Source organism: Pseudomonas sp. Pdm06 (assembly GCF_014851795.1).
GTDB lineage: Bacteria > Pseudomonadota > Gammaproteobacteria > Pseudomonadales > Pseudomonadaceae > Aquipseudomonas > Aquipseudomonas fluorescens_AA.
Genome location: NZ_JACVAH010000013.1, coordinates 145,390 through 169,754, shown reverse-complemented (window position 1 = coordinate 169,754; position 24,365 = coordinate 145,390). Strand labels below are relative to the sequence as shown.

Genomic DNA, 24,365 nt, shown 5'->3' with positions numbered 1-24,365 from the left:
AAACAAATATGGATTATCCAAAGAGCGTTCCCAGCGCAGGGCTGGTGAATGGGAAGTTTGTCGACGAAAATCCTTTGATGGGGACGCCAGGTTCGTTGATCCCTGCACGATGGGGAAATTCGGTTACAGACGAAGTATTGAATGTTATCGACGAAGCAGGACTCAACCCGAATGAGGCGGATTCCACGCAGCTCATTCAAGCCATCCGACGTCTCAATCAGGCTGGTAGTGAGAATCACGCACAGGATAACGGCGCCGCGAATATCTACACCGTCGCCTACCTGCCTGCTTTGTCCACACTGGTTGATGGAATGGTTTTGCGCTTCAAGGCGAAAACCGCCAACACAGGCGCCAGTACATTCTCACCTAACGATTTATCTGCCAAACCTATTGTTGGCCTCGCCTTGTCTGCTCTTCAGGCTGGTGAGATTGTTGCGAATGGCATGTGCAGTGTCGTTTGGTCAGCGACTTTGGATAAGTGGGTATTGTTGAGTTGTACGGGGGGGGGAACAAAGGCCACTACCACCAGTGTCGGTCTTGCCAGATTCGGTACCTCAGCCGAGCAATTGGCAGGTTTACTTACAACGGTTATGTCCAACCCTTCAGGGGTGATGGCTCTCCTGACCGCATGGTTTCCGAGAAGAGCTTTTGCTGTTAATGATTATGTTCGCATCCCAGACGTGCCAGGGGGGCTTATAGTTCAGTGGGGAGAGGCCACGTCAACAGCGGCTACTCATACGGTGAACTGGCCAATTGCGTTTCCTAATGCGGTACGCCAGGCAATTGCGTTTGACCAAACTAATGGGATACCGGTATTCACTATTTCCACTGATCCTACCGCGCTGTCCAATTCTTCGGGTCGGTTTGTTTCGTCCGGAACATTTGGACTTTATGGCTTTTTTGCCATCGGGAATTAAGGAGTCGCTATGTACTATTCGAGTTCAGTCAACGGTTTCATTCCTGCTGCCTGGAAGTCTGATGGGACTTATCTGATTGAAGACTGGCCTACGGATGCCATTCTTTTGACTGAGAAAGAGCTAAACATCTATGCTAGGAAACCACCACCCGAAGGCAAGCAACTGGGGTTTGAAAATGGGCGTCCAGTCTGGATCGATGCCCCCTCACTTCCTCCGTTAACCCGCGAGGGAGTCGAAGCACTACGACTTCGAGCCTATGCCGATCCACTAGCCGGTAGCGACCGTTATTTCTCTGAGGTCCAGCGAATGCGGGCGATGGATATAGAAGGTTGGGAAGTTGTACTTGATTTAGGCGTTGCTCGCTATGAGGCGATTCAAAATCAATATCCCTGGCCTACCGAATTAAGCAATTTGCCGGGTATGCACACCGTCGAGTCTCGCCCGGATAATCTCGATGTCTGGGGGGATAACATTCGGGTATTTGACGAGCCGCTACAACTGGCTGACCTCAAGCGAGAAGCCTTGGCAAAACGCGAAAAACTGTTGCTGGAGGCTGTTCAGAAAGTTGCTCTCTTTCAGTACGCCAAAGACATTGGCGACGCGAGCGATCAGGAGCAACTGGCGCTGATGGAGTGGAAACTCTACAGCGTTGAATTGAATCGCATCCAGCATCAGGTCGGTTTTCCAACCGATATCGACTGGCCTGTCATGCCTGAGCCTGCTGCTTAAGCAATCGCCAGAAAATTCTCAATTTCCCGTGCCACCGCCGAATGAACAACAGGTGAGGTTTTTTATCGCCTTCATTTTGGTCGCTGGCTAATCAGGAGCGAAAATTTGGATTACCCAAAAAGTGTGCCTAGTGCGGGCCTGTCGAACGGCAGGTTTGTGGACGAAGATCCCTTGGCGGGTAAGCCGGGGTCCTTGATCCCCGCCAGTTGGGGCAACGGTGTGACGCAGGAATTACTCAATGTCATTCAAGCCGCCGGGATAGCGCCGTCGGAAGCTCTCTCCAACCAATTGCTTACAGCCTTGCGGGGGAGCGGGTTGTTTCTCACCGCGCCGCTATTCGATAACAGCCGGGCCGTCGCAACGACTGAATACGTACTCCGCCGAGGGGTGCAATATGGTGGGTTCGATGTCTACAACACCGGTGCGACATTGACAGTGTCGGATGTTGGCGGAGTTGCCAGTTTCGCCAGTAACACACCGGTTACCGCCAGACTGCCGGCTACCGCCGAAATTATACAGGGCGCCACAGTGACGATTGTCAATGCGGGAACCGGCATGGTCACCGTTTCAACGGCATCCGCTATTGATGTGCTATGCGCGTCGAATGGTGCGCAGGGGGCAATCACTATTGGTCTGGGCGAAACGGCGGAGTTCATTAAACTCACTAACCAATGGCGTCTTATTGGCGGTACTGTTGCCTTGAAGTATTCGGCCATGTCCATTTCGTCATTGCAACCCAATGGCTGGAAGCGCACGCCTGATGCAACGAGTCCGACGGGATATGTTATCGAGCAGTGGGGCATTTCTTCCAGCGGAGCGGATGCCAACGGCGTTATCGTAACGTTTCCAATGTCCTTCCCTAATGCCGTCAGAAACATTGTAGTGACCGACGGAGGCCCCACTTGTGCGTCTTTTGGAGTCTCCACAGGCTCGCTGAGCCAATTCAGGCTTTATGGGCGGGACTACAATGGCGCCTATTCAAATTGGACTGGATTATGGCGAGCGATAGGTTATTGAGGGGGAGATGAATATGTTGATTTATTACGCTCAATCCACGGGCGGGTTTTACAACTCTATCGATCACGCTAACAATCTTCCTGAAGACGCGATCAAGATCACCGATGAAGAATATAGAGCGTTATTTGCCGCACCCTTTCTGAACAAATGTATCGAGTCGGACGCCAAAGGTCGTCCGGTGCTCTCGGATATGTCCGTTAATGAGCTCACGGTACGAGCGACCAGTGAAAAGAATTGGCGTGATGCATTGCTCACAGCAACCGACCGCCTCATAGCGAGAGATCGCGACGAAATGGATGACGGTGGCGGTACGACGCTGGACCAAACACAGTACACGCAGCTTCAGGCTTATCGCCGGGCTTTGAGGGATTGGCCACAGGATGAGCACTTTCCAGCCACTGAACATCGTCCGGTTGCGCCGTCCTGGCTGGCCGGACATCTTTGATCATGCACTTGCGATGACCTGAACATGGATCTTACGCAGCAGCAACTCATCAACATCATGCCCGACGCCCGCGCCCAAGCGGGCGTTTTTATTTCCGCGCTAAACACCGCGATGTCCCGCTATCGTATCGACACACCCAAACGCATGGCCGCGTTCCTGGCCCAGGTCGGTCATGAGTCGGGGCAATTGCGTTATGTCCGCGAGCTGGGCAGTGAGCAATATCTGAGCAAGTACGATACCGGAACCCTGGCCGTTCGCCTGGGCAACTCACCCCAGGCCGACGGTGACGGCCAGAAATATCGTGGCCGAGGACTGATCCAGATTACCGGCCGCGACAATTACCTTCGTTGCAGTCAGGGCCTGTTTGGCGACGCGCGTCTGCTGACGTTGCCGCAGTTGCTGGAGCAACCGCAATGGGCCGCTGAGTCCGCGGCGTGGTTCTGGGAGCAGAACGGCTTGAACGAACTGGCCGACCGCGATCAATTCAACACCATCACCCGCCGTATCAACGGTGGTTTGAATGGCTTGGAGGAGCGCCTGCAACTCTGGGCGCGGGCGAGGGCGGTGTTATGCCAGTCTTCGGCCTGATGCCTTTTTCTGCTCGCACCCTTGGCATTGTCGTTTTACTGACAGTGTTGGCGGGTGGTCCGGCAATGCTCGCGTGGCGACTCCAGGATTGGCGTTATGGCCAACAATTGGCGCAATTGGCACAAGCCCAGACTGCGACGTTGAGTCAGATAAGCCAGGCGGCCGCGATGCAGCAAAAGGCCGAGCGGGACAAACGCCTCGCCCTTGAGCAACAACTCTCCACCAGCGAACAAACCCATTACCGAGCCTTGAGCGATGCCCAACGTGACCAGGATCGCCTGCGCGATCGCCTTGCTACTGCCGATGTCCGGCTGTCAGTCCTCCTCGACGCCAACGATGTTGCCGCCGGTTGTGCAGTGTCTGCCGCCACCGGCGCCGGCGGCCTGGATCATGGCGCCCCACGCGCCCGACTTGACCCGGCGCATGCTCAACGAATTATCGCCATCACCGACGCCGGTGATCGCGGACTGATTGCCTTGCAGGCCTGTCAGGCCTATATCAGAGCGCTGGGTCGGTAATCCGGCGAGCCTTGCAAGCGTCGCCTGCTCGTGTACGGTAGGTCTCAATCGTGGGGAATCAGGAGAGCACCATGGACGACATTACCGAACTGGCCGCTGAATTGGGCAGACGCCTGCAGTTGCTCAATGCCCACGTCACCACGGCCGAGTCCTGTACGGGCGGCGGGATTGCCGAGGCGATTACCCGGATTCCGGGGAGTTCCGCCTGGTTCGAGGCCGGTTATGTCACCTATTCCAATCGCCAGAAAAGCCAGCAACTGGAGGTGCCGGCCCAGTTGTTCGAGAAGGTCGGGGCGGTCAGCCGCGAGGTGGTCGAGGCCATGGCACAAGGCGCCCAGCGCAAAAGCCTGGCGCGTTTTGCCGTGGCGGTCAGCGGGGTGGCGGGGCCAGATGGGGGCTCGCCGAGCAAACCGGTGGGCACCGTGTGGCTCGCCTGGGCCGTCGGCCAGACGTTGATCAGCGAGCAGCGCTTCTTTGCAGGCAACCGCGACGAGGTCCGCCGACAAACGGTGAAGGCCGCGCTAGAGGGGCTGCTGCAACATGCCGCTGTAGAAATCTCAAATCAGGGGTAGGCGATCCTCAATCGCTGTGGAATAATACTGGCTACTTATACAGGTGTTGGCCGTCAGGCCTTATTGATTACGTGAGGACTTTAATGGACGACAACAAGAAGAAAGCCTTGGCTGCGGCCTTGGGTCAGATCGAACGTCAATTCGGCAAGGGTGCCGTAATGCGTATGGGCGATCAGGACCGTCAGGCTATTCCTTCCATCTCCACCGGCTCCCTGGGCCTGGACATTGCGCTTGGCATCGGCGGTCTGCCAAAAGGCCGAATCGTTGAAATCTACGGTCCTGAGTCTTCCGGTAAAACCACACTGACCCTGTCCGTGATCGCCCAGGCCCAAAAAGCCGGCGCGACTTGCGCCTTCGTCGACGCCGAACACGCCCTGGACCCGGAATACGCCGGCAAACTGGGCGTCAATGTCGACGACCTGCTGGTTTCCCAGCCGGACACCGGCGAGCAGGCCCTGGAAATCACCGACATGCTGGTGCGTTCCAACGCGGTCGACGTGATCATCGTCGACTCCGTGGCGGCACTGGTGCCAAAGGCTGAAATCGAAGGTGAAATGGGCGACATGCACGTGGGCCTCCAGGCTCGTCTGATGTCCCAGGCCCTGCGCAAGATCACCGGTAACATCAAGAACGCCAACTGCCTGGTGATCTTCATCAACCAGATCCGTATGAAGATCGGCGTGATGTTCGGCAGCCCGGAAACCACCACCGGTGGTAACGCACTGAAGTTCTACGCCTCGGTTCGCCTCGACATCCGCCGTACTGGCGCGGTGAAAGAAGGTGATGAGGTTGTCGGTAGCGAAACCCGCGTCAAGGTCGTGAAGAACAAGGTGGCTTCGCCGTTCCGTCAGGCCGAGTTCCAGATTCTTTACGGCAAGGGCATCTACCTCAATGGCGAGATGATCGACCTGGGTGTGTTGCACGGTTTCGTCGAGAAGTCGGGCGCCTGGTATGCCTACAACGGCACCAAGATCGGTCAGGGCAAGGCCAACTCGGCCAAGTTCCTGGCGGATAACCCGGAAGTCGCCGCTGCTCTCGAGAAGCAACTGCGTGACAAGCTGTTGAGCCCGGTTGCAGACGTCAAGTCCGTGGCTAATCGCGAGACCGCTGACGATCTGGCTGACGCTGACATCTGATCGATCCGATGACCGCCGTACTCGATACCCTCGTCGCGGTGCGGCGAACCGCGATGGACCTGCTCGCCAGGCGCGAGCACGGTCGGGTCGAGCTGACGCGTAAACTGCGTCAGCGCGGCGCGCCCGATGAATTGATCGACACGGCCCTCGACCGTTTGACTGAAGAGGGCCTGCTGTCGGAGTCCCGTTACCTGGAAAGCTTCGTCGCTTATCGCGCGCGCTCCGGCTACGGTCCTTTGCGCATTCGTGAGGAACTGGGCCAGCGCGGTTTGCAGCGCCCGGATATCGAACTCGCCTTGCGCGAAAGCGGTATCGATTGGCAGGAGCAACTGACGGACACCTGGCGTCGCAAGTTCTCCGGACATTTGCCCATCGATGCACGAGAGCGAGCCAAGCAAGGGCGTTTCCTGGCGTACCGAGGCTACTCCATGGAAATGATCAACCGCTTGTTCAGCGGTCGCGGCATGGATGATTAAATAAAAACGGCCCGCTATTTCGATAGCGGGCCGTTTTTTTATGGGCTCAGGTTACCTTGATCGGCTCCCAGGTAAGGGGATGGGTCTTTGGGGCGGGTTGGGCCCAGTTTTCCGGCAGGTTGATGTAGTCTACCAACTCCCTCAAACGACCATGATTGCGGGCGTTGAAGGTAAACGTCAGGCGTGTCAGGTGACTGAACCGGGCCTCGTCGTGCTCTTCACCGCTGTAGTCATGTTGATGAAAACAGTCGTTCAGGCACAGGTCGGCGAAATCTACCTGCATCTGCTGCAGTGCCTGTTCGCTTAGCTTGTGATTCATGCGGATCACGAACTGATGCTTGAGCCAGCGACTGGAGTGGAAGTTGCGGTAGAACTGATTGATCTCCTCCACGGCCTCTTCGGCGTTGTACACCAGGCGCATGAGCTTCATGTCGGTGGGCAGGATGTAGCGATTTTCTTCCAGCTGCTCGCGGATAAAGTCCAGGGCGCTTTGCCAGAACTTGCCCCCGGGAACATCCAGCAGGACCACCGGTACCAGTGGGCTTTTACCGGTCTGGACCAGCGTCAGGACTTCCAGCGCCTCATCCAGCGTGCCGAAACCGCCAGGGCAGAGCACCAGTGCATCGGCCTCCTTGACGAAAAACAGCTTGCGGGTGAAGAAGAAGTGGAACGGCAGCAGGTTCGACGTGCCTTCGACGGTCGGGTTTGCGTGCTGTTCGAAAGGCAGGGTGATATTGAATCCGAGGCTATGGTCACGCCCCGCGCCTTCATGGGCAGCGGCCATGATGCCACCGCCGGCACCGGTGATGACCATCATGTCCGAGCGGGCCAGCGAAGCGCCCAACTCTCGGGCCAGTCCGTACAGCGGATGTTCGATAGGCGTTCGGGCCGAGCCGAAAACCGTGACCTTGCGCCGGCCCTTGAATTGTTCGAGCGTACGGAAGGCGTGTTCCAGTTCCCTCAGGGCCTGCAGCGTGATCTTGGCATTCCAGCGGTTGTGATCTTCCTGGGCCATGCGCAGCACAGTCAGGATCATGTCACGGTAAATGGGGAGGTTGGGGCTGTTGGGAGACACCAGGTTGAGTTGTTCTTCGACCTTGCGGGTGAGGTCGTGGCCGTGGTTCTCAAAATGACGACTGAGCAGGTCATTCGGTTTATAAGGCATTCAACTTCTCCTTCTTAACAGGACCCTGGCCCGGATGAGAGATTCATCAGGGCCACGACACCTCGTGTGTCGTCGTCAGCCCAGGCAGAGGCCTGGCGGTTGACCTGGCTTGACGCGGTCTGCAGCACGGCGACCAAGCCATCCAGCGGGTTCTGTTTTTCCCTTTTGATGAAAACAAGCACGCCAAGGTGTTGGTCGGGCAGCCTCTTTCTGCCCGATGCAAATACTCAGAATACTTCTGAATCTAGCCGATCTTTGCTGTCCTGATCATGGCGCTCAAAAGTGACCGTTGGCAACCGCTGGATAAGTGCACCGCAATATCGCACCGCTCGTCAGATTGCCGGCCGGGTGTGTGCCGCTCTGATTTACTGATAACAAGCGTGCCAATGCAATTTGGCGCTCAGGGCTGGTGCTAGGTGATGGATTGAAGCGGACGGGCATGGAGGCGGGAGAGATGACCAGGGTGACTCTGGAGCTCGACAGGCAGTTGTACTTGATGCTGTTGGAATCGGCGCAGGCCAATCGGGTGAGTCTTGAGGAGGAATGCTGTCGTCGACTGGGAGGGCGGGCATGGCGCTCGCGCTACCTGCAGGCGCTGGTAGCGGAGTTGCGCGCCGACGATGAGCAACGGCGCGCAAGCTCGGGTTGATTACTTCTTCGTCTTGGCGGGTTTCGGGCAATCCGATTCCTGGAAGCGCTCGGTCGCGACCGGGCGGTTGGTCTTAACCTCGGTGAATTCGTAGCGCATTGTCGCGCCCTTGGCCATCAACTTGCGAAAGCCCGGATTGGTGCACACCGTGGAGCCCAGCTGGAAATACACGGCCTTCGGATCGGCACGCATTTTCTGGGCATGGCTGCTTTGCACGCTGAGGTGGTTGATCAGCTCGGTGCCTTCGACGGTATACCCCTGGTCGAGAATGTCTTCGTTGATCGCCCGCGGCGTACCGACGCTACTTTCCTTGGCAACGTTCTGCAGCATCTTGTTCAGTTCGAGTTCTTTCAGCGAGGCAGCCTGAGCGCTGAAGGACGTCGCCAGCAGAACGGCAACGGTAGGGACGATAAGGCGCAGCATGAAACTCTCCTGGTTCAGTGACTGGTGGTTCGACCGATCACATGACTGTGCGTTCAGTGGCCGGGGATTATAGGGGAGCCCGGGTGGACGGTACAGGCTCGTGCGCTCTGGTAGACTGCCGGCCTTTATTGCCCTGCCGAGTGTTGTTCGTGTCGAGTTTTCCTGTCTGTCGGCGTCGCCCACGATGAATCACGCCCCTAACGCCGTAGCCCGCCTGCGCGACCAGCGCATCGATGAAGGGATCAGGCCGATCCAGGCCCGAGGCTGGCGCGCCCCCCGTTGCAGCGCCTGTCGGGTGATCGAGAGCCATTGCCTGTGCGCCTGGCGTCCGAGCGTCGAAACCCGTTCCGGGGTCTGCCTGATCATGACCAACAAGGAAGTGTTCAAGCCGAGCAACACCGGTTGGCTGATCGCCGATGTGGTGCGCGACAACCATGCCTTCATCTGGTCGCGCACCGAGGTCGATGAGCAACTGCTGGCGTTGCTGAACGATCCGCAATGGCAGCCGTACCTGGTGTTTCCGGGTGAATACGTCGAGCCATCGCGGGTCACCCACACGGTGGACCTCGATCAGTCCAAGCGCCCGTTGTTCATTCTGCTGGACGCGACCTGGACGGAGGCGCGGAAGATTTTCCGTAAGAGCCCGTATTTCGACCGGCTGCCGATCCTGAGCCTGCTGCCCGACAAACTGTCGCGCTACCGCTTGCGTCGTTCGACCCGCAGCGAGCACCTGTGCACTGCGGAAGTGGCGGCGTTGTGTCTGGAGTTGGCGGGGGACAGCGATGCCGCGTCGGCCCTGGATGCCTATTTCGATGTGTTCAGCCAGCATTACCTGGGCGCCAAGGGCCAGCAGGAGGTCAACGTGTCGACCCCGGCCCATGCCGAGTTGCAACCCTTCATTCGTACGCCGCACACAGTATTGGCTCAATAGTGGCCCATACTGGACTCAGGGGCGGCCGTGCTGCTTGACCACCCCGGCTTCGCTGGGCATGCTTGGCGCCGACCAGGGCGCCGCCCGTGTTGAAACGTCATGTTTGGCGTTGCACGTGCCCTGTGGATGCCACCGCAGGGTGGTGTCTTGAGTTGTCTTGGCGAGGCGCGAATGCTTCGGGCCTGCCATTAAAAACAGGATCATTTGAAAAATGGCCACATACGAAATCCTGATTGCCGATGACCACCCGCTCTTTCGCAGCGCGTTGCATCAGGCGGTGACCCTGGGCCTTGGCCCGGATGTCCGATTGACGGAGGTGGCCAGTATCGCCGAACTGGAGGTCCAGTTGACGGCGAAGTCCGATTGGGACCTGGTGCTGCTGGATCTGAACATGCCCGGTGCCTATGGTTTTTCAGGACTGGTGCTGTTGCGCGGCCAATACCCGCAGATCCCCGTGGTCATGGTCTCGGCCCAGGAAGAAGCGTCAGTGATGGTCAAGGCCCGGGAGTTCGGCGCCAGTGGCTTCATCCCCAAGTCCAGCTCCCTTGAAATGATTCAAAAGGCCGTGAAGGCGGTCCTGGACGGCGATGTCTGCTGGCCGCCCCAGGCGTTTGAGGCCGTGAGCGTGTCCGAAGAAGCCAAGGCCGCCAGCGCGGGCCTGGCCAGCCTCACGCCGCAGCAGTTTCGGGTGTTGACCATGGTCTGCGAAGGCCTGCTGAACAAGCAGATTGCCTATGAATTGAACGTGTCGGAGGCCACTATCAAGGCCCACGTCACGGCGATCTTCCGTAAACTGAACGTACGCACCCGGACCCAGGCGGCCTTGCTGCTGCAACAACTTGAGTCAATTTCGCCGCCGGCTTAGTGTTCGGGTTCACGCTTTTTTGACCGGGTTTGAATTAGTTTCTCCACTCCTTTTCGATCAGTTGCTCACTCTATGTCACCTTTTAAAGGCCAGACCGGCCTGAAACGCATCCTCAACGCCTCCGGCTATTCCTTGGACGGGCTGCGCGCGGCTTTTGTCGGCGAAGCGGCTTTCCGTCAGTTGGTACTGCTCAACGTCGTGCTGATTCCGTTGTCGTTCTTCCTGAACGTCAGCCGTGTCGAACAGGCGCTGCTGATTGCCGTGTGCCTGCTGGCATTGATCGTGGAATTGCTCAACTCGGCGGTGGAAGCGGCCATCGACCGCATCTCCCTGGAGCTGCACCCATTGTCGAAAAACGCCAAGGACATGGGCAGCGCTGCCCAGTTCGTCGCCCTGACGATGATCGCGTTGGTGTGGGGCCTGATCCTGCTGTAACGGCTCAGGCAATGGCCGGTAGCACGATTTCGTCGCTGCGCTGGGCCCCGGCGGTGAACGCCCGGCACAATTCGAGAAATTCGCGCATGGCGGAGGTCTGGTACTTCTGTTTATGCCAGATGAAATAGAACTGCCGCGCCAGGTCCATGTCCGGTGTTTCCACCGCGACGAGGCTGCCGCGGCGGAAGGCATCCCGCAGGGCCAGGCGTGAGATGCAGCCAATGCCCAGGCCGGATTCAACGGCGCGCTTGATCGCTTCGGTGTGTTCCAGCTCCAGGCGGATGTTCAACGCGCTGCGGTGGTGGCGCATGGCCTGGTCGAAAGTCAGTCGTGTGCCCGAACCCTGTTCCCGCAGAATCCAGGCTTCATGGGTCAATTCCTCCATGGTCGCCTGGCCGCGTTTGGCCAGCGGGTGTTGAGGGGCGCAGAACACCACCAGTTCGTCCTCGACCCAGCTTTGCACTTCGATGTCCGGATGGCTGCAGTCGCCTTCGATTAGACCCAGATCAATTTCATAGTGGGCAACCTGGTGCACGATATTGGCAGTGTTCTGCACATGCAGCTTCACCTGGCTTTCCGGATGGCGCTGCATGAACCCGCCGATCAACAAGGTCGCCAGGTAATTGCCGATGGTCAGCGTCGCGCCGACCGCCAGTGAGCCGAAACCGGACTTGCCATTGAGCAGGTCTTCGATCTCCTTGGCCTGGTCCAGCAACGCCACTGCCTGGGGCAGCAGCTGTTTGCCCAGGGCATTGAGGCTCAGGCGTTTGCCGGCACGGTCGAACAGCTGGCAGCTCGATTGCCGCTCCAGTTCGGTGATGGAGGTGCTGGCCGCCGACTGCGACAGGTTGAGTTGGCCCGCAGCGCGAGACACGCTTTCTTGCTGGGCGACGGCGACGAAGACTTGAAGTTGACGTAGAGTAAATCGCATATCGATATAACCGATAACCCTTATCTTAATAATCCATTTAACAGATATTGTCGCCGCCATTAGAATGCGATGCAATTGCGCAGATTATCGGCGCAGGCATCATTCCCAGGAGTCCCCGTACATGAGCAACATGAACCACGAGCGTGTCCTCAGTGTTCATCACTGGAACGACACTCTGTTCAGCTTCAAGTGCACCCGCGATCCGGGCCTGCGCTTCGAGAACGGTCAGTTCGTGATGATCGGCCTGCAACAGCCCAACGGCCGCCCGCTTATGCGCGCTTACTCGATTGCCAGCCCGAACTGGGAAGAGCATCTCGAATTCTTCAGCATCAAGGTGCCCGATGGTCCGCTGACTTCCCAGTTGCAGCACCTGAAGGAAGGCGACGAGATCATCATCAGCAAGAAACCCACCGGCACCCTGGTGCTGGACGATCTCAAGCCTGGCAAGCATTTGTACCTGCTCAGCACCGGTACCGGCCTGGCGCCGTTCATGAGCGTCATCCAGGATCCGGAAACCTACGAGCGTTTCGAAAAAGTGATCCTGTGCCACGGCGTGCGTTACGTCAATGAAGTCGCTTACCGCGAATTCATCACCGAGCACTTGCCGCAGAACGAGTTCTTCGGCGAAGCCCTGCGTGACAAGCTGATCTACTACCCGACTGTGACGCGCGAGCCGTTCGAGAACGAAGGCCGCCTGACCGACCTGATGCGCAGTGGCAAGCTGTTCCGCGACATCGGCCTGCCACCGATCAACCCCCAGGACGATCGCGCCATGCTGTGCGGCAGCCCGAGCATGCTCGACGAGACCAGTGAAGTGCTCAACAGCTTCGGCCTGACCGTTTCGCCGCGTATGCGCGAGCCGGGTGACTACCTGATCGAGCGGGCGTTTGTAGAGAAGTAAGCTGTTGTGGTGGCTGATAGATCGCCATCGCGAGCAAGGGATGTTCATTGAACACAGATTCTCTGTTCACAACAGACCCAGTGTGGGAGCGAGCTCGCTCGCGATGGCAGCGACTCGGTCTAACTGACACAGCATAAAAAAGCCCGCGCCGCCTGATAAAGGCCGCGCGGGCTTTTTCGTTCCCGGGTTTTATTTAACGGCAGGAACGACTTCCAATACCCGGATCACCCCCGGTTGCGGGTAATGCCAACGAACGTCCACATCCCAGAACTGCGCACCATATTCCCGTTCGGCTGTGGGCATCTGGTACGCCGGGCGTGGGTCTTGGGCCAGGCATTGTTCGATCAGCTCCACCAACGGCTCTTCCAGGCGCGTGGCGTGCTCGTGTGCTTGAACCAGGGCGGTGTCCGCCCATTGCACCGCAATCAACTCAGGCGCGGCGCTGGCGATGCTGTTGGAGGCCGAGTCGATGATGTCGGCGTAGGGCACGTAGGGCTTGATGTCGAGCACCGGCGTGCCGTCCAGCAAATCGATACCCGAGAGCCACAGGCGCCCGGCTTCGACCCGTTCCAGCTTCACGACCGACTGGCCAATGCCGTTGGGGCGATGGGTGGCGCGGGTGGCGAACACGCCCATGGACTTGTTGCCGCCCAGGCGTGGCGGTCGCACTTTCAAGCGTGGCTTGTCCTCCAGGGCCTGGTGGAACAGGAACAGCAGCCAGACATGGCTGACCTGCTCCAGGCCTTGCACCGCCTCGCCCTGGTCGAACGGCGCCACCAGCTCCAGCACACCGCGTGCGGCCGGAGCCAGTTGCGGTTGGCGGGGGATGGCGAACTTCTCCTTGAAGCAGGAGCGGACGAAGCCGATGGGAGAGACGCTGTAGGTCATGGGATGGGATCGAGGCGAGGTTGAAAGGGCATCATAACGCGAGGGGCGGGGTTGGCACTGTTCTCTGTGGCGAGGGAGCAAGCTCCCTCGCCACAAAAGCCCCCAGGATTCAGCGGTTCTTCAAAGTCAGCCGCGAACGCGCAGCGTCAGGCCCTTGAGGAAGTTGCGCAGTAATTGGTCGCCGCACGGGCGGTAGTTGGTATGGCCGAACTTGCGGAACAGCGCGCTCAGTTCCGGCTTGGACACCGGGAACTCGGCGGCCTTGAGGATGGCGTGCATGTCGTCTTCCTTCAGCTCGAAGGCCACCCGCAGTTTCTTGAGGATGATGTTGTTGGTCACCGGCACTTCGATCGGCTGCGGCGGACGGCTTTCGTCCTTGCCACGCTTGAAGATCACCAGGCCATCGAGAAAATGCGCCATGACCTCGTCAGGGCAGAACACGAAGCCTTCTTCCTCGTCTTTCTTGAGGTAGCCCGCCAGATCCGCCAGGGAGACGTCCAGGCCGCCCAGCTTGATGATCTCGATGACTTTCTTGTCGCTGATGTCGAGCATGTAGCGCACGCTGCGCAGTACGTCGTTGTGAATCATGTGTGCAGTCCTGATCAATCGGCAGTGGGCGCGCGCGTTCGGTGCGGCGCCGGAAAAAATTAGAATTTCTCTTTCGCAGACAGGTAGCGCCACTGGCCCAGCGGCACCTTGCCGATGGACACGCCGCCGATGCGGATGCGGCGAATGGCGACGACCTTGAGCCCGACCGCCTGGCAGAACAGAGCGATCACGCCGGGCTGCGGGTTTTTCATGGCAAAGCGCAGGCGGTTCTCGTTCTGCCAGCTGGCCTTGACCGCCGGCAGCTCCTTGCCCTTGTAGGTCAAGCCATGGTTCAGGCGATTGAGGCCATGGGCGACCATGTCGCCTTCGACTTCCACCACGTATTCCTGCTCGATCTTGGCGGCGTCGGCGGTAAGCTTTCGCAAAATTTTCCAATCCTGGGTGAACACCAGCAGCCCGCTGGCGTTGGCTTGCAGGTCGGCACTGGCGGTCAGGCGCAGGAAATGGCCCTTGAGCGGCCGCTTGCCGAAGCGATGTTCTTCGCTCAGGGTCTGCGGGCCGAGGGAGGCCATCGCGGTGTCTGCGTCCATGCCGGCCGGGACGTTCAGCAGGAGTGTCACCGGCTCCGGCGCGGTGGCCTTGGCCTCGGCGTCGAGTTCGACCTTCTGGGTCGTTACCTTGAACTGCGGCTCGTCGATCACTTCGCCATCCACGGTGACCCAGCCGCCCTCGATGAACAGCTCAGCCTCGCGACGGGAACAGCCGACGAGTTCGATGAGGCGTTTGGAGAGACGAATCGGGTCAGTCATGACGGGGGCCGTAACAAAAAGAGGGTGGGCATTGTACCTGCCTGGGGCCGGTTAATCGCGGGTCCATTTGCCTCATGCAGCTTTTAGCCGCGTCCGGCCTTCAGGTCGGGCTGCTTGTAGCGCATGTGCAGCAGAGGGTAGGGCTGGTTCATGCCATCTTTTGCCGAGCGCCCGACCACTTCGAAGCCTTGCTTGAGGTAAAAGCCCAAGGCTTGCGGGTTCTGTTCGTTGACGTCCAGTTGATCGGCGTTCAGGTGTTCCATGGCATAGCGCAGCAACAGCTTGCCCAGGCCCTGGCCACGGTGTTGCGGGTCGATGAAGAGCATCTCGACCTTGCCAGCCGCGACACCGGCGAAACCGGTGATCCGCTGGCGTGCGTCCCGGGTGCAAATGAGCATCACCGCATCCAGGTAACGGGTGAGCACCAGGTTTTTCAGCAGTTCGATGTAGCTGTCGGGCAGAAACTCATGGGTGGCCCGCACCGAGGCTTCCCAAACCTGGGTCAGTTCCTGGTAATCGCTCGGTTTCGGTGTATGGATGACCGAATGCTGGCGCATGTCCGCCTGTTCCTTGTGCTGGATGTGCTGGGTTTCTCCATACGATAGCCGTAAAAAAGCCCCGCATCCTGTGAGGATGGCGAGGCTTTTCAATTTTTCGGCGATGAAAGAACTTGTGGGAGCCGAGCTTGCTCGCGATAGCGTCGTGTCAGCCAACATTCATGCTGATTGATGCACCGCTATCGCGAGCAAGCTCGGCTCCCACAGGTATTGCAGCAGCCTGTAAAGCGCGGCAGATCAACCGATCTGCTCAGCCCACAAGTCATATTCATCGGCGTCGGTCACCTTGCACCAGACCTTGTCCCCTGGCTTGAGGTTGCTGCCGTTGTCGATGAAGACGTTGCCGTCGATTTCCGGCGCGTCGAAGAAGCAGCGGCCCACGGCACCTTGCTCGTCCACTTCATCCACCAGCACTTCGATTTCACGGCCGATGCGCATTTGCAGGCGCGCCGAGCTGATGGCCTGTTGGTGCGCCATGAAGCGTTCCCAACGGTCCTGCTTGACGTCGTCCGGCACCACGTCCAGGTCCAGGTCGTTGGCCGGTGCGCCTTCCACAGGGGAATACTGGAAGCAACCAACGCGGTCGAGCTGGGCTTCGGTCAGCCAGTCCAAGAGGTACTGGAAGTCTTCTTCGGTTTCGCCGGGGAAGCCGACGATGAAGGTCGAGCGGATGATCAGGTCCGGGCAGATTTCGCGCCAGTTCTTGATGCGGGCCAGGGTCTTGTCTTCGAAAGCCGGGCGCTTCATGGCCTTGAGGACTTTCGGGCTGGCGTGCTGGAACGGGATGTCCAGGTACGGCAGGATCTTGCCGGCCGCCATCAGCGGGATCAGTTCGTCGACATGCGGATACGGGTAAACGTAATGCAGGCGGACCCAGACGCCAAGGGTGCTGAGGGCTTCGCACAGTTCGGTCATGCGGGTTTTCACCGGCGCGCCATTCCAGAAGCCGGTGCGGTATTTCACGTCGACGCCATAGGCGCTGGTGTCCTGGGAGATCACCAGCAGTTCCTTGACGCCGGCCTTGACCAGGCGCTGGGCCTCGTCGAGCACATCGCCCACCGGACGGCTCACCAGCTTGCCGCGCATCGACGGGATGATGCAGAAACTGCAGCTGTGGTTGCAGCCTTCGGAAATCTTCAGGTAGGCGTAGTGGCGCGGAGTCAGCTTGATGCCTTGTGGCGGCACCAGGTCGATCAGCGGGTTGTGGTCCTGGCGCGGTGGCACCACGTCATGCACGGCGTTGACCACCTGCTCGTACTGCTGCGGCCCGGTCACGGACAGCACGCTTGGGTGCACGTTGCGGATGTTGCCTTCTTCCACACCCATGCAGCCAGTGACGATGACCTTGCCGTTTTCCTTGATGGCTTCGCCGATCACTTCCAGGGACTCGGCCTTGGCCGAATCGATGAAGCCGCAGGTGTTGACCACGACCACGTCGGCGTCCTGGTACGTGGACACGACGTCATAGCCTTCCATGCGCAGCTGGGTCAGGATGCGCTCGGAGTCGACCAGAGCCTTCGGGCAACCCAGGGATACGAAGCCAACCTTCGGATTGGCTGGCGCGGTAGTGGTGGACATGTCTAACCTCGGTGTAGGGGGGATCGTCTCTTGCCGAGACAGGGCGCCTGGCGCGCCTCTGATCAAAAAGTGCGCAATTCTATCCAGGGTCGACGCACTTGACCAGCTTTATACCGGGAAATGCGACGAGTGCTGCGCTATGCTTCGCGCCTTTGCGTTCTGGCGATTGCTACAGTCAATAAAACGTCTGTAACAATACGTAAAACAGCGCATGCTGCCGCAACAAAACATAGCGCTTCGTTCAAGAAGCCAGGTCTGGGAAACGGGAGTGTTGGATGGGTCATGCAAGTAGTCAGGTGGCAGGTGCCGAGCATTCGGCAGCGAAGCCGCTGAGCATGCTGGTCGCGGCGGTCGGAGTGGTTTATGGCGACATCGGTACGAGCCCGTTGTACACCCTCAAGGAAGTGTTTTCCGGTGCCTATGGCGTGCCAGTCAATCACGATGGGGTGCTGGGGATTCTGTCGCTGATTTTCTGGTCGCTGATCTGGGTCGTGTCGATCAAGTACATGATGTTCGTGCTGCGCGCCGACAACCAGGGCGAGGGCGGGATCATGGCGCTCACCGCCCTGGCGCGGCGAGCCGCGGCGGGAAGGGCGCGACTGCGGACCTTCCTGGTGATCTGCGGCTTGATCGGCGCGGCGCTGTTCTACGGCGACAGCATGATCACGCCAGCGATCTCCGTGCTCTCGGCCATTGAAGGCCTTGGCCTGGCGTTCGAAGGTATCGATCACTGGGTGGTGCCCTTGTCGCTGGTGGTGCTGGTGGGGCTGTTCCTGATCCAGCGCCACGGCACTGCACGGATCGGCACCCTGTTTGGCCCGATCATGGTGACCTGGTTCTTGGTGCTTGGCGCCCTGGGCGTGTACGGCATCGCCCAACATCCGGAAGTGTTGCAGGCGGTTAACCCGGTCTGGGCCGTGCGTTTTTTTATCGTCCACCCGGGCATGGGCGTGGCGATCCTCGGTGCCGTGGTACTGGCGCTGACCGGCGCCGAAGCGCTGTACGCCGACATGGGCCATTTCGGCCGCAAACCGATTGCCCGTGCCTGGTTCATTCTGGTGTTGCCGGCGCTGGTGCTTAATTACTTCGGTCAGGGCGCGTTGTTGCTGGGCGACCCGGAAGCGGCGCGCAACCCGTTTTATCTGCTGGCGCCGAGCTGGGCGCTGCTCCCGCTGGTGGGCCTGTCGACCCTGGCCACGGTGATCGCCTCGCAAGCGGTGATTTCCGGCGCGTTCTCCCTGACGCGCCAGGCGATCCAGCTCGGTTACATCCCGCGCATGTACATCCAGCACACCTCCAGCGCCGAGCAGGGCCAGATCTACATCGGTGCGGTGAACTGGTCGTTGATGGTGGGTGTAGTGCTGCTGGTGCTGGGTTTCGAATCTTCCGGCGCGCTGGCTTCGGCCTACGGCGTGGCCGTGACCGGTACGATGCTGATGACCACGATCCTGGTGTCCGCCGTGATACTGCTGTTGTGGAAGTGGCCGCCGCTGTTGGCTGTTCCGTTGCTAATCGGTTTTCTTTTGGTGGACGGCCTGTACTTCGCCGCCAACGTGCCGAAAATCATTCAGGGCGGTGCATTCCCGGTCATCGCCGGTATTGCCTTGTTCGTGCTGATGACCACCTGGAAACGCGGCAAGCAATTGCTGGTGGAGCGCCTGGATGAAGGGGCGCTGCCGCTGCCGATCTTCATCAGCAGCATCCGTGTGCAGCCGCCGCATCGGGTCCAGGGCACCGCCGTGTTCCTGACCGCGCGTTCGGACGCTGTGCCTCACGCGCTGTTGCACAATTTATTGCACAACCAGGTGCTGCATGAGCAGGTGGTGCTGCTGACCGTGGTGTACGAAGACATTCCCCGGGTGCCACCGCAGCGGCGCTTCGAGGTCGATGCCTATGGCGAAGGGTTCTTCCGGGTCATCCTGCACTTCGGTTTCACCGACGAGCCGGACGTTCCGCAGGCGCTCAAGCTCTGTCATCTCGATGACCTGGACTTCAGTCCGATGCGCACTACCTACTTTCTCAGTCGCGAGACCGTCATCGCCTCCAAGCTTGAGGGCATGGCCCGCTGGCGCGAGATACTGTTCGCCTTCATGTTGAAAAATGCCAACGGCAACCTTCGTTTCTTCAATCTGCCGTTGAACCGGGTGATTGAACTGGGGACGCAGGTCGAGATGTAGCATCAGGAAAACAAAAGCCCTCGTTGCCTTGCGGCGGCGGGGGCTTTTTTGTGGGCGACACAGAAGCTGATGCCAGGATGAAGCCCCTGTGGGAGCGAGCTTGCTCGCGATAGCGGAGTGTCAGTTTGCAAAGATGTTGAACATGCCACCGCCATCGCGAGCAAGCTCGCTCCCACAGGGTAATGCTGTTCACTTAAGGCAATCGACAAGCCTGTGGCGAGGGAGCAAGCTCCCTCGCCACAGGTCCATCATTTCTCTTGAATGAACAGTATTAGCTCCCACAGTGGGGGGCAGTCGAGCACAAAAAAGCCCCGGCAACCTTGAGGCTGCCGGGGCTTTTTGTCAGGCGTGTATCGACTTACTGTTCGGCGACCTTGTTCTGCCGCTCGTTGATCTCATCGATCAGGCGCTTGGCCAGGGCCGGGTAGTTTTCGTCGAAGTGATGGCCGCCAGGCAGCTTGATGGCTTCGCCAACGGCGGTCTTGTCGGTGCAGCCGCTTTCGTCGGCTTCTTCACCGCCGTAGATGCACACCACTTTCTCGGCTGGCAGCTTGGCCATTTCCGGGCCGGTGGCGGCTTCGGTGCCGGCGTTGCCGAGCCAGCCTTCGACTTCGATCTCGAAGCTGCCGGTGCGGGCGAAGGCCAGCAGGATGATCGCATCGACTCGCTGTTGTTCGGTGGCCGGCAGGCGATTGTAGATGGCCGGCAACACGTCGGCGCCGAAGGAGTAGCCGGTCAGGATGAAGCGCTTGGTGCCCCAGATCTGCCGGTAGTGCTGCATCAGCTCGGTCAGGTCCGCCGCGCTCTGCTCCGGACTCTTGTGTTGCCAGTAGTAGCGCAGGGTGTCGATGCCGACCACCGGGTAGCCGATCTTGGCCATTTCATCGGCCACGTCGCGGTCCAGGTCGCGCCAGCCGCCATCTCCGGAGAGAAACAGGGTGACGGTGTCCCGTGTCTGGCTGGCCGGGACTTCCACTACCGGGATGCTCAGGCCGCCCTTGGCCTTGTCAGTGCCCACCAGGATCTTGCGCAGTTCGTTGTTCAGCACTTGCGGCAGGTTGATGTCGTAGTCGCTGATGCTGGTCTCGGCATTCGATTGGTCGCGTACGAAACCGGCGCTGGTGTCGTCAGGGTTATCGTTCCAAGCCACCAGCCAATGGCCGTGGGCTGCCTTTTTAGGCAGCAGATGGGTGCAGCCGGGTTTTTCCAGGGCCAGGTCCACTGAAACGGCCTTGGCCTTGTCGTCCTTCTGTTCAGCCAGCCAACGCCAGGCCAGCACGGCGCCAGGGCCGATGCCGCTGACCAGCGTGGCCGGGCCCTGGAGCTCTCTCAGGCCGGCCTGCAGGGCACGCCCTTGCAACATGCAGTCCTTGGGCAGGATCACCTGGACGATCTGCGCCGAGCCGCTGCGGCTGAGGGTCGTCAATTGCGTGTCGTTGAGCTTCTGGTCTTCATTGACTGCCACCAGCACCCGGGCACGTGCCTTGGTGCCGGGGGTGACCCGGGTCAGCGCTGCGCCATCGGCGGGCGCCAGTTGTTCCAGGGTCGGTTGCGGGGCCGGGCGGTTCCAGTACCAGTAACCGCCACCGAGAATCACCGCCAGCACCAGCAGGGCGGCCACTACGTATCGCCAGGAGCGTTGCATCATCAGCGTTTCACCAGTCCAGTCAGGCCGCCCGCAATCAGGGCGGCAGTATCGGCCAGCGCCACCAGCGGATCGAGTCCGGCGGGCACGGCCATGTAACGAGGTTCCCAGTTTGGCTGGAATTTGTCTTTGAAGCGGCGCAGCCCCTGGAAGTTATAGAGCTGCTCGCCACGGCGGAACACCATCGAGCCCAGGCGCTGGGTCAGTGGTGCGCCGCGCCGCGGTTGCAGGCCCGACAGCGGGACCATGCCGAGGCTGAAGCGGGCGTAGTCATGGTTTTTATAATGTTGGATGAGGCCGACCATCATGAACTCCATGGTCAGTTTCGGCGCCTCGGGGTGGGCGCGCATCAGGTCGAGGCTGGCCAGTTCGTGGCTGTGGGTTTCCAACAGGTTGGCGAACGCCACCGGCCGGCCCTCGAAACGAATCACCGCGATGCGGAAATGCTTGAGGTAGTCATCGCTGAAACGCCCCAGGGAGAAACCTTTTTCCCGCACGTTCTTGCCAGTCAGCCAGGCATCGGAGATGACCTTGAGCTCATCCATCGGCGCCTGGCCCGGTTCGTGGATCTCCAGCGACAGGCCGTCACGGGTGCCGCGGTTCCAGGTGTAGCGCAAGTCCTTCATCTCTTTGCCCTTGGCTTCGAGATCGAAACGCTTGAGGTCGACCCGTGCTTCCTCGCCCAGCTTGATGGCCGTCAGGCCGATGTCCATGTAGTACGGCAGGTTTTCGGCGCGCACCTGATAGAACACGGGACGGGCATGGTAGATGTCGCACAGGTCGCGGAACTGCCAGATCATTTCGGCCCGTTGCTGGGTCGGCCCAATCGGGTCATACAGCGCCACCAGGCTGCGACCACGACGGGCATACATCAGGAACGCCTCGTCGTTGGGGTGGAACAGCAGCGCCTTGTCACCGGTCAGGGCCAGGCCGCCGTCGGGTTGCGAGGAGGTCATGAGAATCGTCTTGGCCCGCTCCAGTTCCTCTGCCGTCGGCAGATGGATCACCGGACGCGCGGTGCGCAGCAGCCAGGTCAGGGACACCACCACCAGCAGCACCGCGGCGCCCAGTAGCGAGCGCAGGCCGCGAGGGGCGTCGGCATCGAGGGTGAACTGCCACCACAGTTGGTGGCTGTAGGGCACGTCCTGATAGGCAAACAGCAGAAGCCAGATCGACGCGCCGAGCACGCAGAGGCTGGCGATCAGGAACAGCGGGGAAAACGGCAGTTCAGTCAGGCGGCTCGGACGATAAAAGGAGCGCCGGAATACCGCCAGCAGGGCGGCTGTCAGGGTCAGTAGCGTGGCTTCTTCCCAGTCGAAGCCCTTGAGCAGCGAGAGCAGGGCGCCCACCAGGAGCAGAACCGTGGTCAGCATCCAGGCGGCCGACAGGCGACGGCGCAGGCCTTGGGCGAGCAACAGGCACAACACGCCCACCAGGCTGGCGCCGAAGTGCGAAGCGTCCACCAGCCGATGGGGGATCAGGAAGCCGATGTGCTCCAGGCGGGTGTCGATTTCCGGTGTCACGCCGGAAAACAGCAGTACCACGCCGGAGAGAAACACCAGCACCGCCAGGATCGGCGCGGCGAAACCCGATGCCGCCCGCAGGCTCTGGCGCGTCTGGAACAGCCGTTGCGCCTCGTTGATCAACAGCAACACGCAGGCCACCAGCATCGGCAGCAGCACGTAGATCAAGCGATACAGCAACAGCGCGGCGGCCAGCGGTGCGGCGCCGAGTTTGTCGGCAAACGCGGCCAGCAGGATCGCCTCGAACACCCCGACCCCGCCCGGTACATGGCTGAGCACGCCGGCAGCCAGGGCCAGCAGGTACACCAGCAGGAAGGCGCCGAACGGTGGCGCCTCGGGCAGCAACAGATACAACACGGTGGCGGCCGCGGCGACATCCAGCGCGGTGATCACCAGTTGCAGGAAGGTCAGGCGTCGGCCCGGCAGGCGCAGCGTGCGACGCCCGGCCTTTACCAGAAGGCTGTCCCGATGCGGCTGTTCCGGCAGGCGCCGGCGGTAAATGCCGATGGCCAATACGCTGGTGAGCAGCAGCACCGCCACGGAAATGCCCCCCAGCAAAGCGGCAGGCAAGTGCAGCGCGGCAGACGCGGCGGGCAGGTTGCTGAGTGTCGCCAGGGCCGCCAACGGCGGCAACGCGCAGCCCAGGGACAGGCTGGCGAACAGCGTCATATGGGCGACATCCGATGCCCCCAGGCCATGGCGCGCATACAGACGGTAGCGAACCGAACCGCCCGACAGCAGTGACAGGCCAATGGCATTACCGATGGCGAACGCGGTGAACCCGCCCAGGACCATGGTTTGTGGCGGCAGCGTCACACCGGCGTAACGGCTGGCGGACCATTCATAGCCCAAAAGAATGATGAAGCCGGCGACCGTGGCGGCGATCGCACCAAGCAGGGCAGGCCGGGGCACTTCAAGAATCGAGTCGTGCAGAGCGTATAGATCGAGCTCGCTCAGCAGATGGCGGCAGGCAATCAATGCAATCGCAAACAGCAGCAGCGTGACCGCGAGGCCAATGGGCTGGCGGTACTGACTGATCCGATCCAGCCAGCGCAGTCGCTCGGCTTTGATTGGGTGTGTCGCGGTAACGGAGTCTTGCGGGTCAGACGAGTGGGCGCGCATCAATCACCTCTTGAGCTATGCGCGACAGGATGGGGGTATCCAGCCAAGTTACCAATCCCCGCGAAGGAAAATAATTACAAAATCTTTGTAATGTAGAGCTTTTTTCGCCAGACACAAAAAAGGCCACTCTTTCGAGTAGCCTTTCTTGGTATTTGGTTGCGGGAGCCGGATTTGAACCGACGACCTTCGGGTTATGAGCCCGACGAGCTACCAGACTGCTCCATCCCGCGTCTGTGTGGCGGCATTCTACAGGCGAACGCCCGAGTGTCAACCGATAAAAGACGCCGGGGTCAAATAAACGGCCGATCCGTCCCTTGCCTTCCTAAATGCGCGGAATCAAAGGGAAATTGTCCTACAACTTGCAGTGCGTAGAGGGTCGCAGGCAGCGTGTCTCTGATCGTGTGGTCAAAAAACGAGCACGCACAAAAAAGGCCACTCTTTCGAGTAGCCTTTTTTGATGTTTGGTTGCGGGAGCCGGATTTGAACCGACGACCTTCGGGTTATGAGCCCGACGAGCTACCAGACTGCTCCATCCCGCGTCTGTGTGGCGGCATTCTACAGAGGATCGAGCCGCTGTCAACCCTAGCGTCACAAAAAACTGTTCCGCTTCAAGCGCTTAGCCTTGCGTGTGGGCATTGTGACAGCGCTGTGACGCAGGCCTGGCAAGGGCTGAGGCTCTATTGGAGGGAGCGTTGCGATTGAAGAAGTAAATTTGTGTAGGCGTTTTCGAAGTCCCACGAAGGATCTTTCAAACTACTGGTGCTATATACAGGTGCCGGTGCGATACTGGTGGCCCGATTCGTCCCACGCCCTGTTCTT

The 24,365-nt window shown here is 59.8% G+C and carries 25 protein-coding genes and 2 tRNA genes; 15 read left to right on the top strand and 12 right to left on the bottom strand.

The window, feature by feature from the left end; translation table 11 throughout:
* Nucleotides 1-8 precede the first annotated feature (8 nt).
* From IB266_RS30760 to recX, 9 genes are all read left to right on the top strand, one after another.
* Nucleotides 9-917: a gp53-like domain-containing protein gene (locus tag IB266_RS30760; protein WP_225613607.1), complete on the top strand. Its 909-nt coding sequence runs from the start codon at nt 9-11 to the stop codon at nt 915-917.
* Nucleotides 918-926: 9 nt separating this feature from the next.
* Entirely contained in the window at nt 927-1,646 is a 720-nt protein-coding gene (locus IB266_RS30755; protein WP_225613606.1) for a tail fiber assembly protein, read from the top strand.
* A gap of 105 nt (nt 1,647-1,751) precedes the next feature.
* Nucleotides 1,752-2,663: a hypothetical protein gene (locus IB266_RS21075; RefSeq protein ID WP_060738950.1), complete on the top strand. Its 912-nt coding sequence runs from the start codon at nt 1,752-1,754 to the stop codon at nt 2,661-2,663.
* A 7-nt stretch (nt 2,664-2,670) separates the two neighbouring features.
* Complete coding sequence (locus tag IB266_RS21070) at nt 2,671-3,108, top strand: phage tail assembly chaperone (RefSeq protein WP_192262295.1); 438 nt, start codon at nt 2,671-2,673, stop codon at nt 3,106-3,108.
* A gap of 24 nt (nt 3,109-3,132) precedes the next feature.
* Nucleotides 3,133-3,696, top strand: coding sequence for a glycoside hydrolase family 19 protein (locus IB266_RS21065; protein WP_192262294.1), 564 nt, complete (start codon nt 3,133-3,135; stop codon nt 3,694-3,696).
* Nucleotides 3,678-4,214: a lysis system i-spanin subunit Rz gene (locus tag IB266_RS21060; protein ID WP_192262293.1), complete on the top strand. Its 537-nt coding sequence runs from the start codon at nt 3,678-3,680 to the stop codon at nt 4,212-4,214. The genes IB266_RS21065 and IB266_RS21060 overlap by 19 nt, the downstream gene beginning before the upstream one ends.
* A 71-nt stretch (nt 4,215-4,285) precedes the next feature.
* Complete coding sequence (locus tag IB266_RS21055; protein WP_103308739.1) at nt 4,286-4,786, top strand: CinA family protein; 501 nt, start codon at nt 4,286-4,288, stop codon at nt 4,784-4,786.
* 83 nt (nt 4,787-4,869) lie between these two features.
* Nucleotides 4,870-5,922 carry a recombinase RecA gene (gene recA, locus IB266_RS21050; protein WP_003198351.1) on the top strand — a complete coding sequence of 351 codons (1,053 nt, stop codon included), beginning with the start codon at nt 4,870-4,872 and terminating at the stop codon, nt 5,920-5,922.
* An 8-nt stretch (nt 5,923-5,930) separates the two neighbouring features.
* Nucleotides 5,931-6,398: a recombination regulator RecX gene (gene recX / locus IB266_RS21045; RefSeq protein WP_053118941.1), complete on the top strand. Its 468-nt coding sequence runs from the start codon at nt 5,931-5,933 to the stop codon at nt 6,396-6,398.
* 46 nt (nt 6,399-6,444) lie between these two features.
* Here the strand turns inward: recX and IB266_RS21040 are convergent, their stop codons facing one another.
* Complete coding sequence (locus IB266_RS21040) at nt 6,445-7,563, bottom strand: TIGR00730 family Rossman fold protein (RefSeq protein ID WP_192262292.1); 1,119 nt, start codon at nt 7,561-7,563, stop codon at nt 6,445-6,447.
* Between the two features lie 454 nt (nt 7,564-8,017).
* On the opposite strand from IB266_RS21040, the gene IB266_RS21035 reads away from it, so the two are divergent.
* The gene (locus tag IB266_RS21035; RefSeq protein WP_003198357.1) at nt 8,018-8,212 is read left to right on the top strand and encodes a hypothetical protein; all 195 of its coding nucleotides are present in this window, start codon (nt 8,018-8,020) and stop codon (nt 8,210-8,212) included.
* Here the strand turns inward: IB266_RS21035 and IB266_RS21030 are convergent, their stop codons facing one another.
* A complete protein-coding gene (locus IB266_RS21030; RefSeq protein WP_003198359.1) occupies nt 8,213-8,635 on the bottom strand; it encodes a quorum-sensing-regulated virulence factor family protein in 423 nt (140 codons plus the stop codon).
* 184 nt (nt 8,636-8,819) lie between these two features.
* On the opposite strand from IB266_RS21030, the gene IB266_RS21025 reads away from it, so the two are divergent.
* The 3 genes from IB266_RS21025 (at nt 8,820) to IB266_RS21015 (ending at nt 10,866) form a co-directional block, all read left to right on the top strand.
* Nucleotides 8,820-9,566, top strand: a complete 747-nt coding sequence (locus tag IB266_RS21025) for a tRNA-uridine aminocarboxypropyltransferase (protein ID WP_192262291.1) — start codon at nt 8,820-8,822, stop codon at nt 9,564-9,566.
* Between the two features lie 211 nt (nt 9,567-9,777).
* Complete coding sequence (gene erdR, locus IB266_RS21020) at nt 9,778-10,431, top strand: response regulator transcription factor ErdR (RefSeq protein ID WP_192262290.1); 654 nt, start codon at nt 9,778-9,780, stop codon at nt 10,429-10,431.
* 72 nt (nt 10,432-10,503) lie between these two features.
* Nucleotides 10,504-10,866, top strand: a complete 363-nt coding sequence (locus IB266_RS21015; protein ID WP_053118952.1) for a diacylglycerol kinase — start codon at nt 10,504-10,506, stop codon at nt 10,864-10,866.
* Between the two features lie 4 nt (nt 10,867-10,870).
* Here the strand turns inward: IB266_RS21015 and IB266_RS21010 are convergent, their stop codons facing one another.
* Entirely contained in the window at nt 10,871-11,797 is a 927-nt protein-coding gene (locus IB266_RS21010) for a LysR family transcriptional regulator (RefSeq protein ID WP_024617637.1), read from the bottom strand.
* A 121-nt stretch (nt 11,798-11,918) separates the two neighbouring features.
* Between IB266_RS21010 and fpr the strand changes: the two genes are divergently transcribed.
* On the top strand, nt 11,919-12,698 hold the full coding sequence (gene fpr / locus IB266_RS21005; RefSeq protein WP_003184787.1) for a ferredoxin-NADP reductase: 780 nt from the start codon (nt 11,919-11,921) through the stop codon (nt 12,696-12,698).
* 189 nt (nt 12,699-12,887) lie between these two features.
* On the opposite strand, the gene tsaA is transcribed toward fpr, so the two are convergent.
* From tsaA to rimO, 5 genes are all read right to left on the bottom strand, one after another.
* On the bottom strand, nt 12,888-13,586 hold the full coding sequence (tsaA, locus tag IB266_RS21000) for a tRNA (N6-threonylcarbamoyladenosine(37)-N6)-methyltransferase TrmO (protein ID WP_192262289.1): 699 nt from the start codon (nt 13,584-13,586) through the stop codon (nt 12,888-12,890).
* Between the two features lie 126 nt (nt 13,587-13,712).
* Nucleotides 13,713-14,174, bottom strand: coding sequence for a DUF1456 family protein (locus tag IB266_RS20995; protein ID WP_053182473.1), 462 nt, complete (start codon nt 14,172-14,174; stop codon nt 13,713-13,715).
* A 59-nt stretch (nt 14,175-14,233) separates the two neighbouring features.
* Nucleotides 14,234-14,944, bottom strand: coding sequence for an rRNA pseudouridine synthase (locus IB266_RS20990; protein WP_103311297.1), 711 nt, complete (start codon nt 14,942-14,944; stop codon nt 14,234-14,236).
* An 83-nt stretch (nt 14,945-15,027) separates the two neighbouring features.
* Entirely contained in the window at nt 15,028-15,501 is a 474-nt protein-coding gene (locus IB266_RS20985; protein WP_122565408.1) for a GNAT family N-acetyltransferase, read from the bottom strand.
* A 237-nt stretch (nt 15,502-15,738) separates the two neighbouring features.
* Nucleotides 15,739-17,079: a 30S ribosomal protein S12 methylthiotransferase RimO gene (gene rimO / locus IB266_RS20980; protein ID WP_003198379.1), complete on the bottom strand. Its 1,341-nt coding sequence runs from the start codon at nt 17,077-17,079 to the stop codon at nt 15,739-15,741.
* 275 nt (nt 17,080-17,354) lie between these two features.
* Between rimO and IB266_RS20975 the strand changes: the two genes are divergently transcribed.
* On the top strand, nt 17,355-19,256 hold the full coding sequence (locus IB266_RS20975) for a potassium transporter Kup (protein ID WP_192262288.1): 1,902 nt from the start codon (nt 17,355-17,357) through the stop codon (nt 19,254-19,256).
* A 358-nt stretch (nt 19,257-19,614) separates the two neighbouring features.
* On the opposite strand, the gene IB266_RS20970 is transcribed toward IB266_RS20975, so the two are convergent.
* The 4 genes from IB266_RS20970 to IB266_RS20955 all read right to left on the bottom strand — a co-directional run bounded on the left by IB266_RS20970 (nt 19,615) and on the right by IB266_RS20955 (nt 24,085).
* On the bottom strand, nt 19,615-20,904 hold the full coding sequence (locus tag IB266_RS20970; protein WP_060738938.1) for a virulence factor family protein: 1,290 nt from the start codon (nt 20,902-20,904) through the stop codon (nt 19,615-19,617).
* On the bottom strand, nt 20,904-23,546 hold the full coding sequence (gene mprF, locus IB266_RS20965) for a bifunctional lysylphosphatidylglycerol flippase/synthetase MprF (protein WP_192262287.1): 2,643 nt from the start codon (nt 23,544-23,546) through the stop codon (nt 20,904-20,906). The genes IB266_RS20970 and mprF overlap by 1 nt, the downstream gene beginning before the upstream one ends.
* Before the next feature lie 153 nt (nt 23,547-23,699).
* Nucleotides 23,700-23,776 (bottom strand) — tRNA-Met (locus IB266_RS20960).
* Between the two features lie 232 nt (nt 23,777-24,008).
* Nucleotides 24,009-24,085 (bottom strand) — tRNA-Met (locus IB266_RS20955).
* Nucleotides 24,086-24,365: the final 280 nt, after the last annotated feature.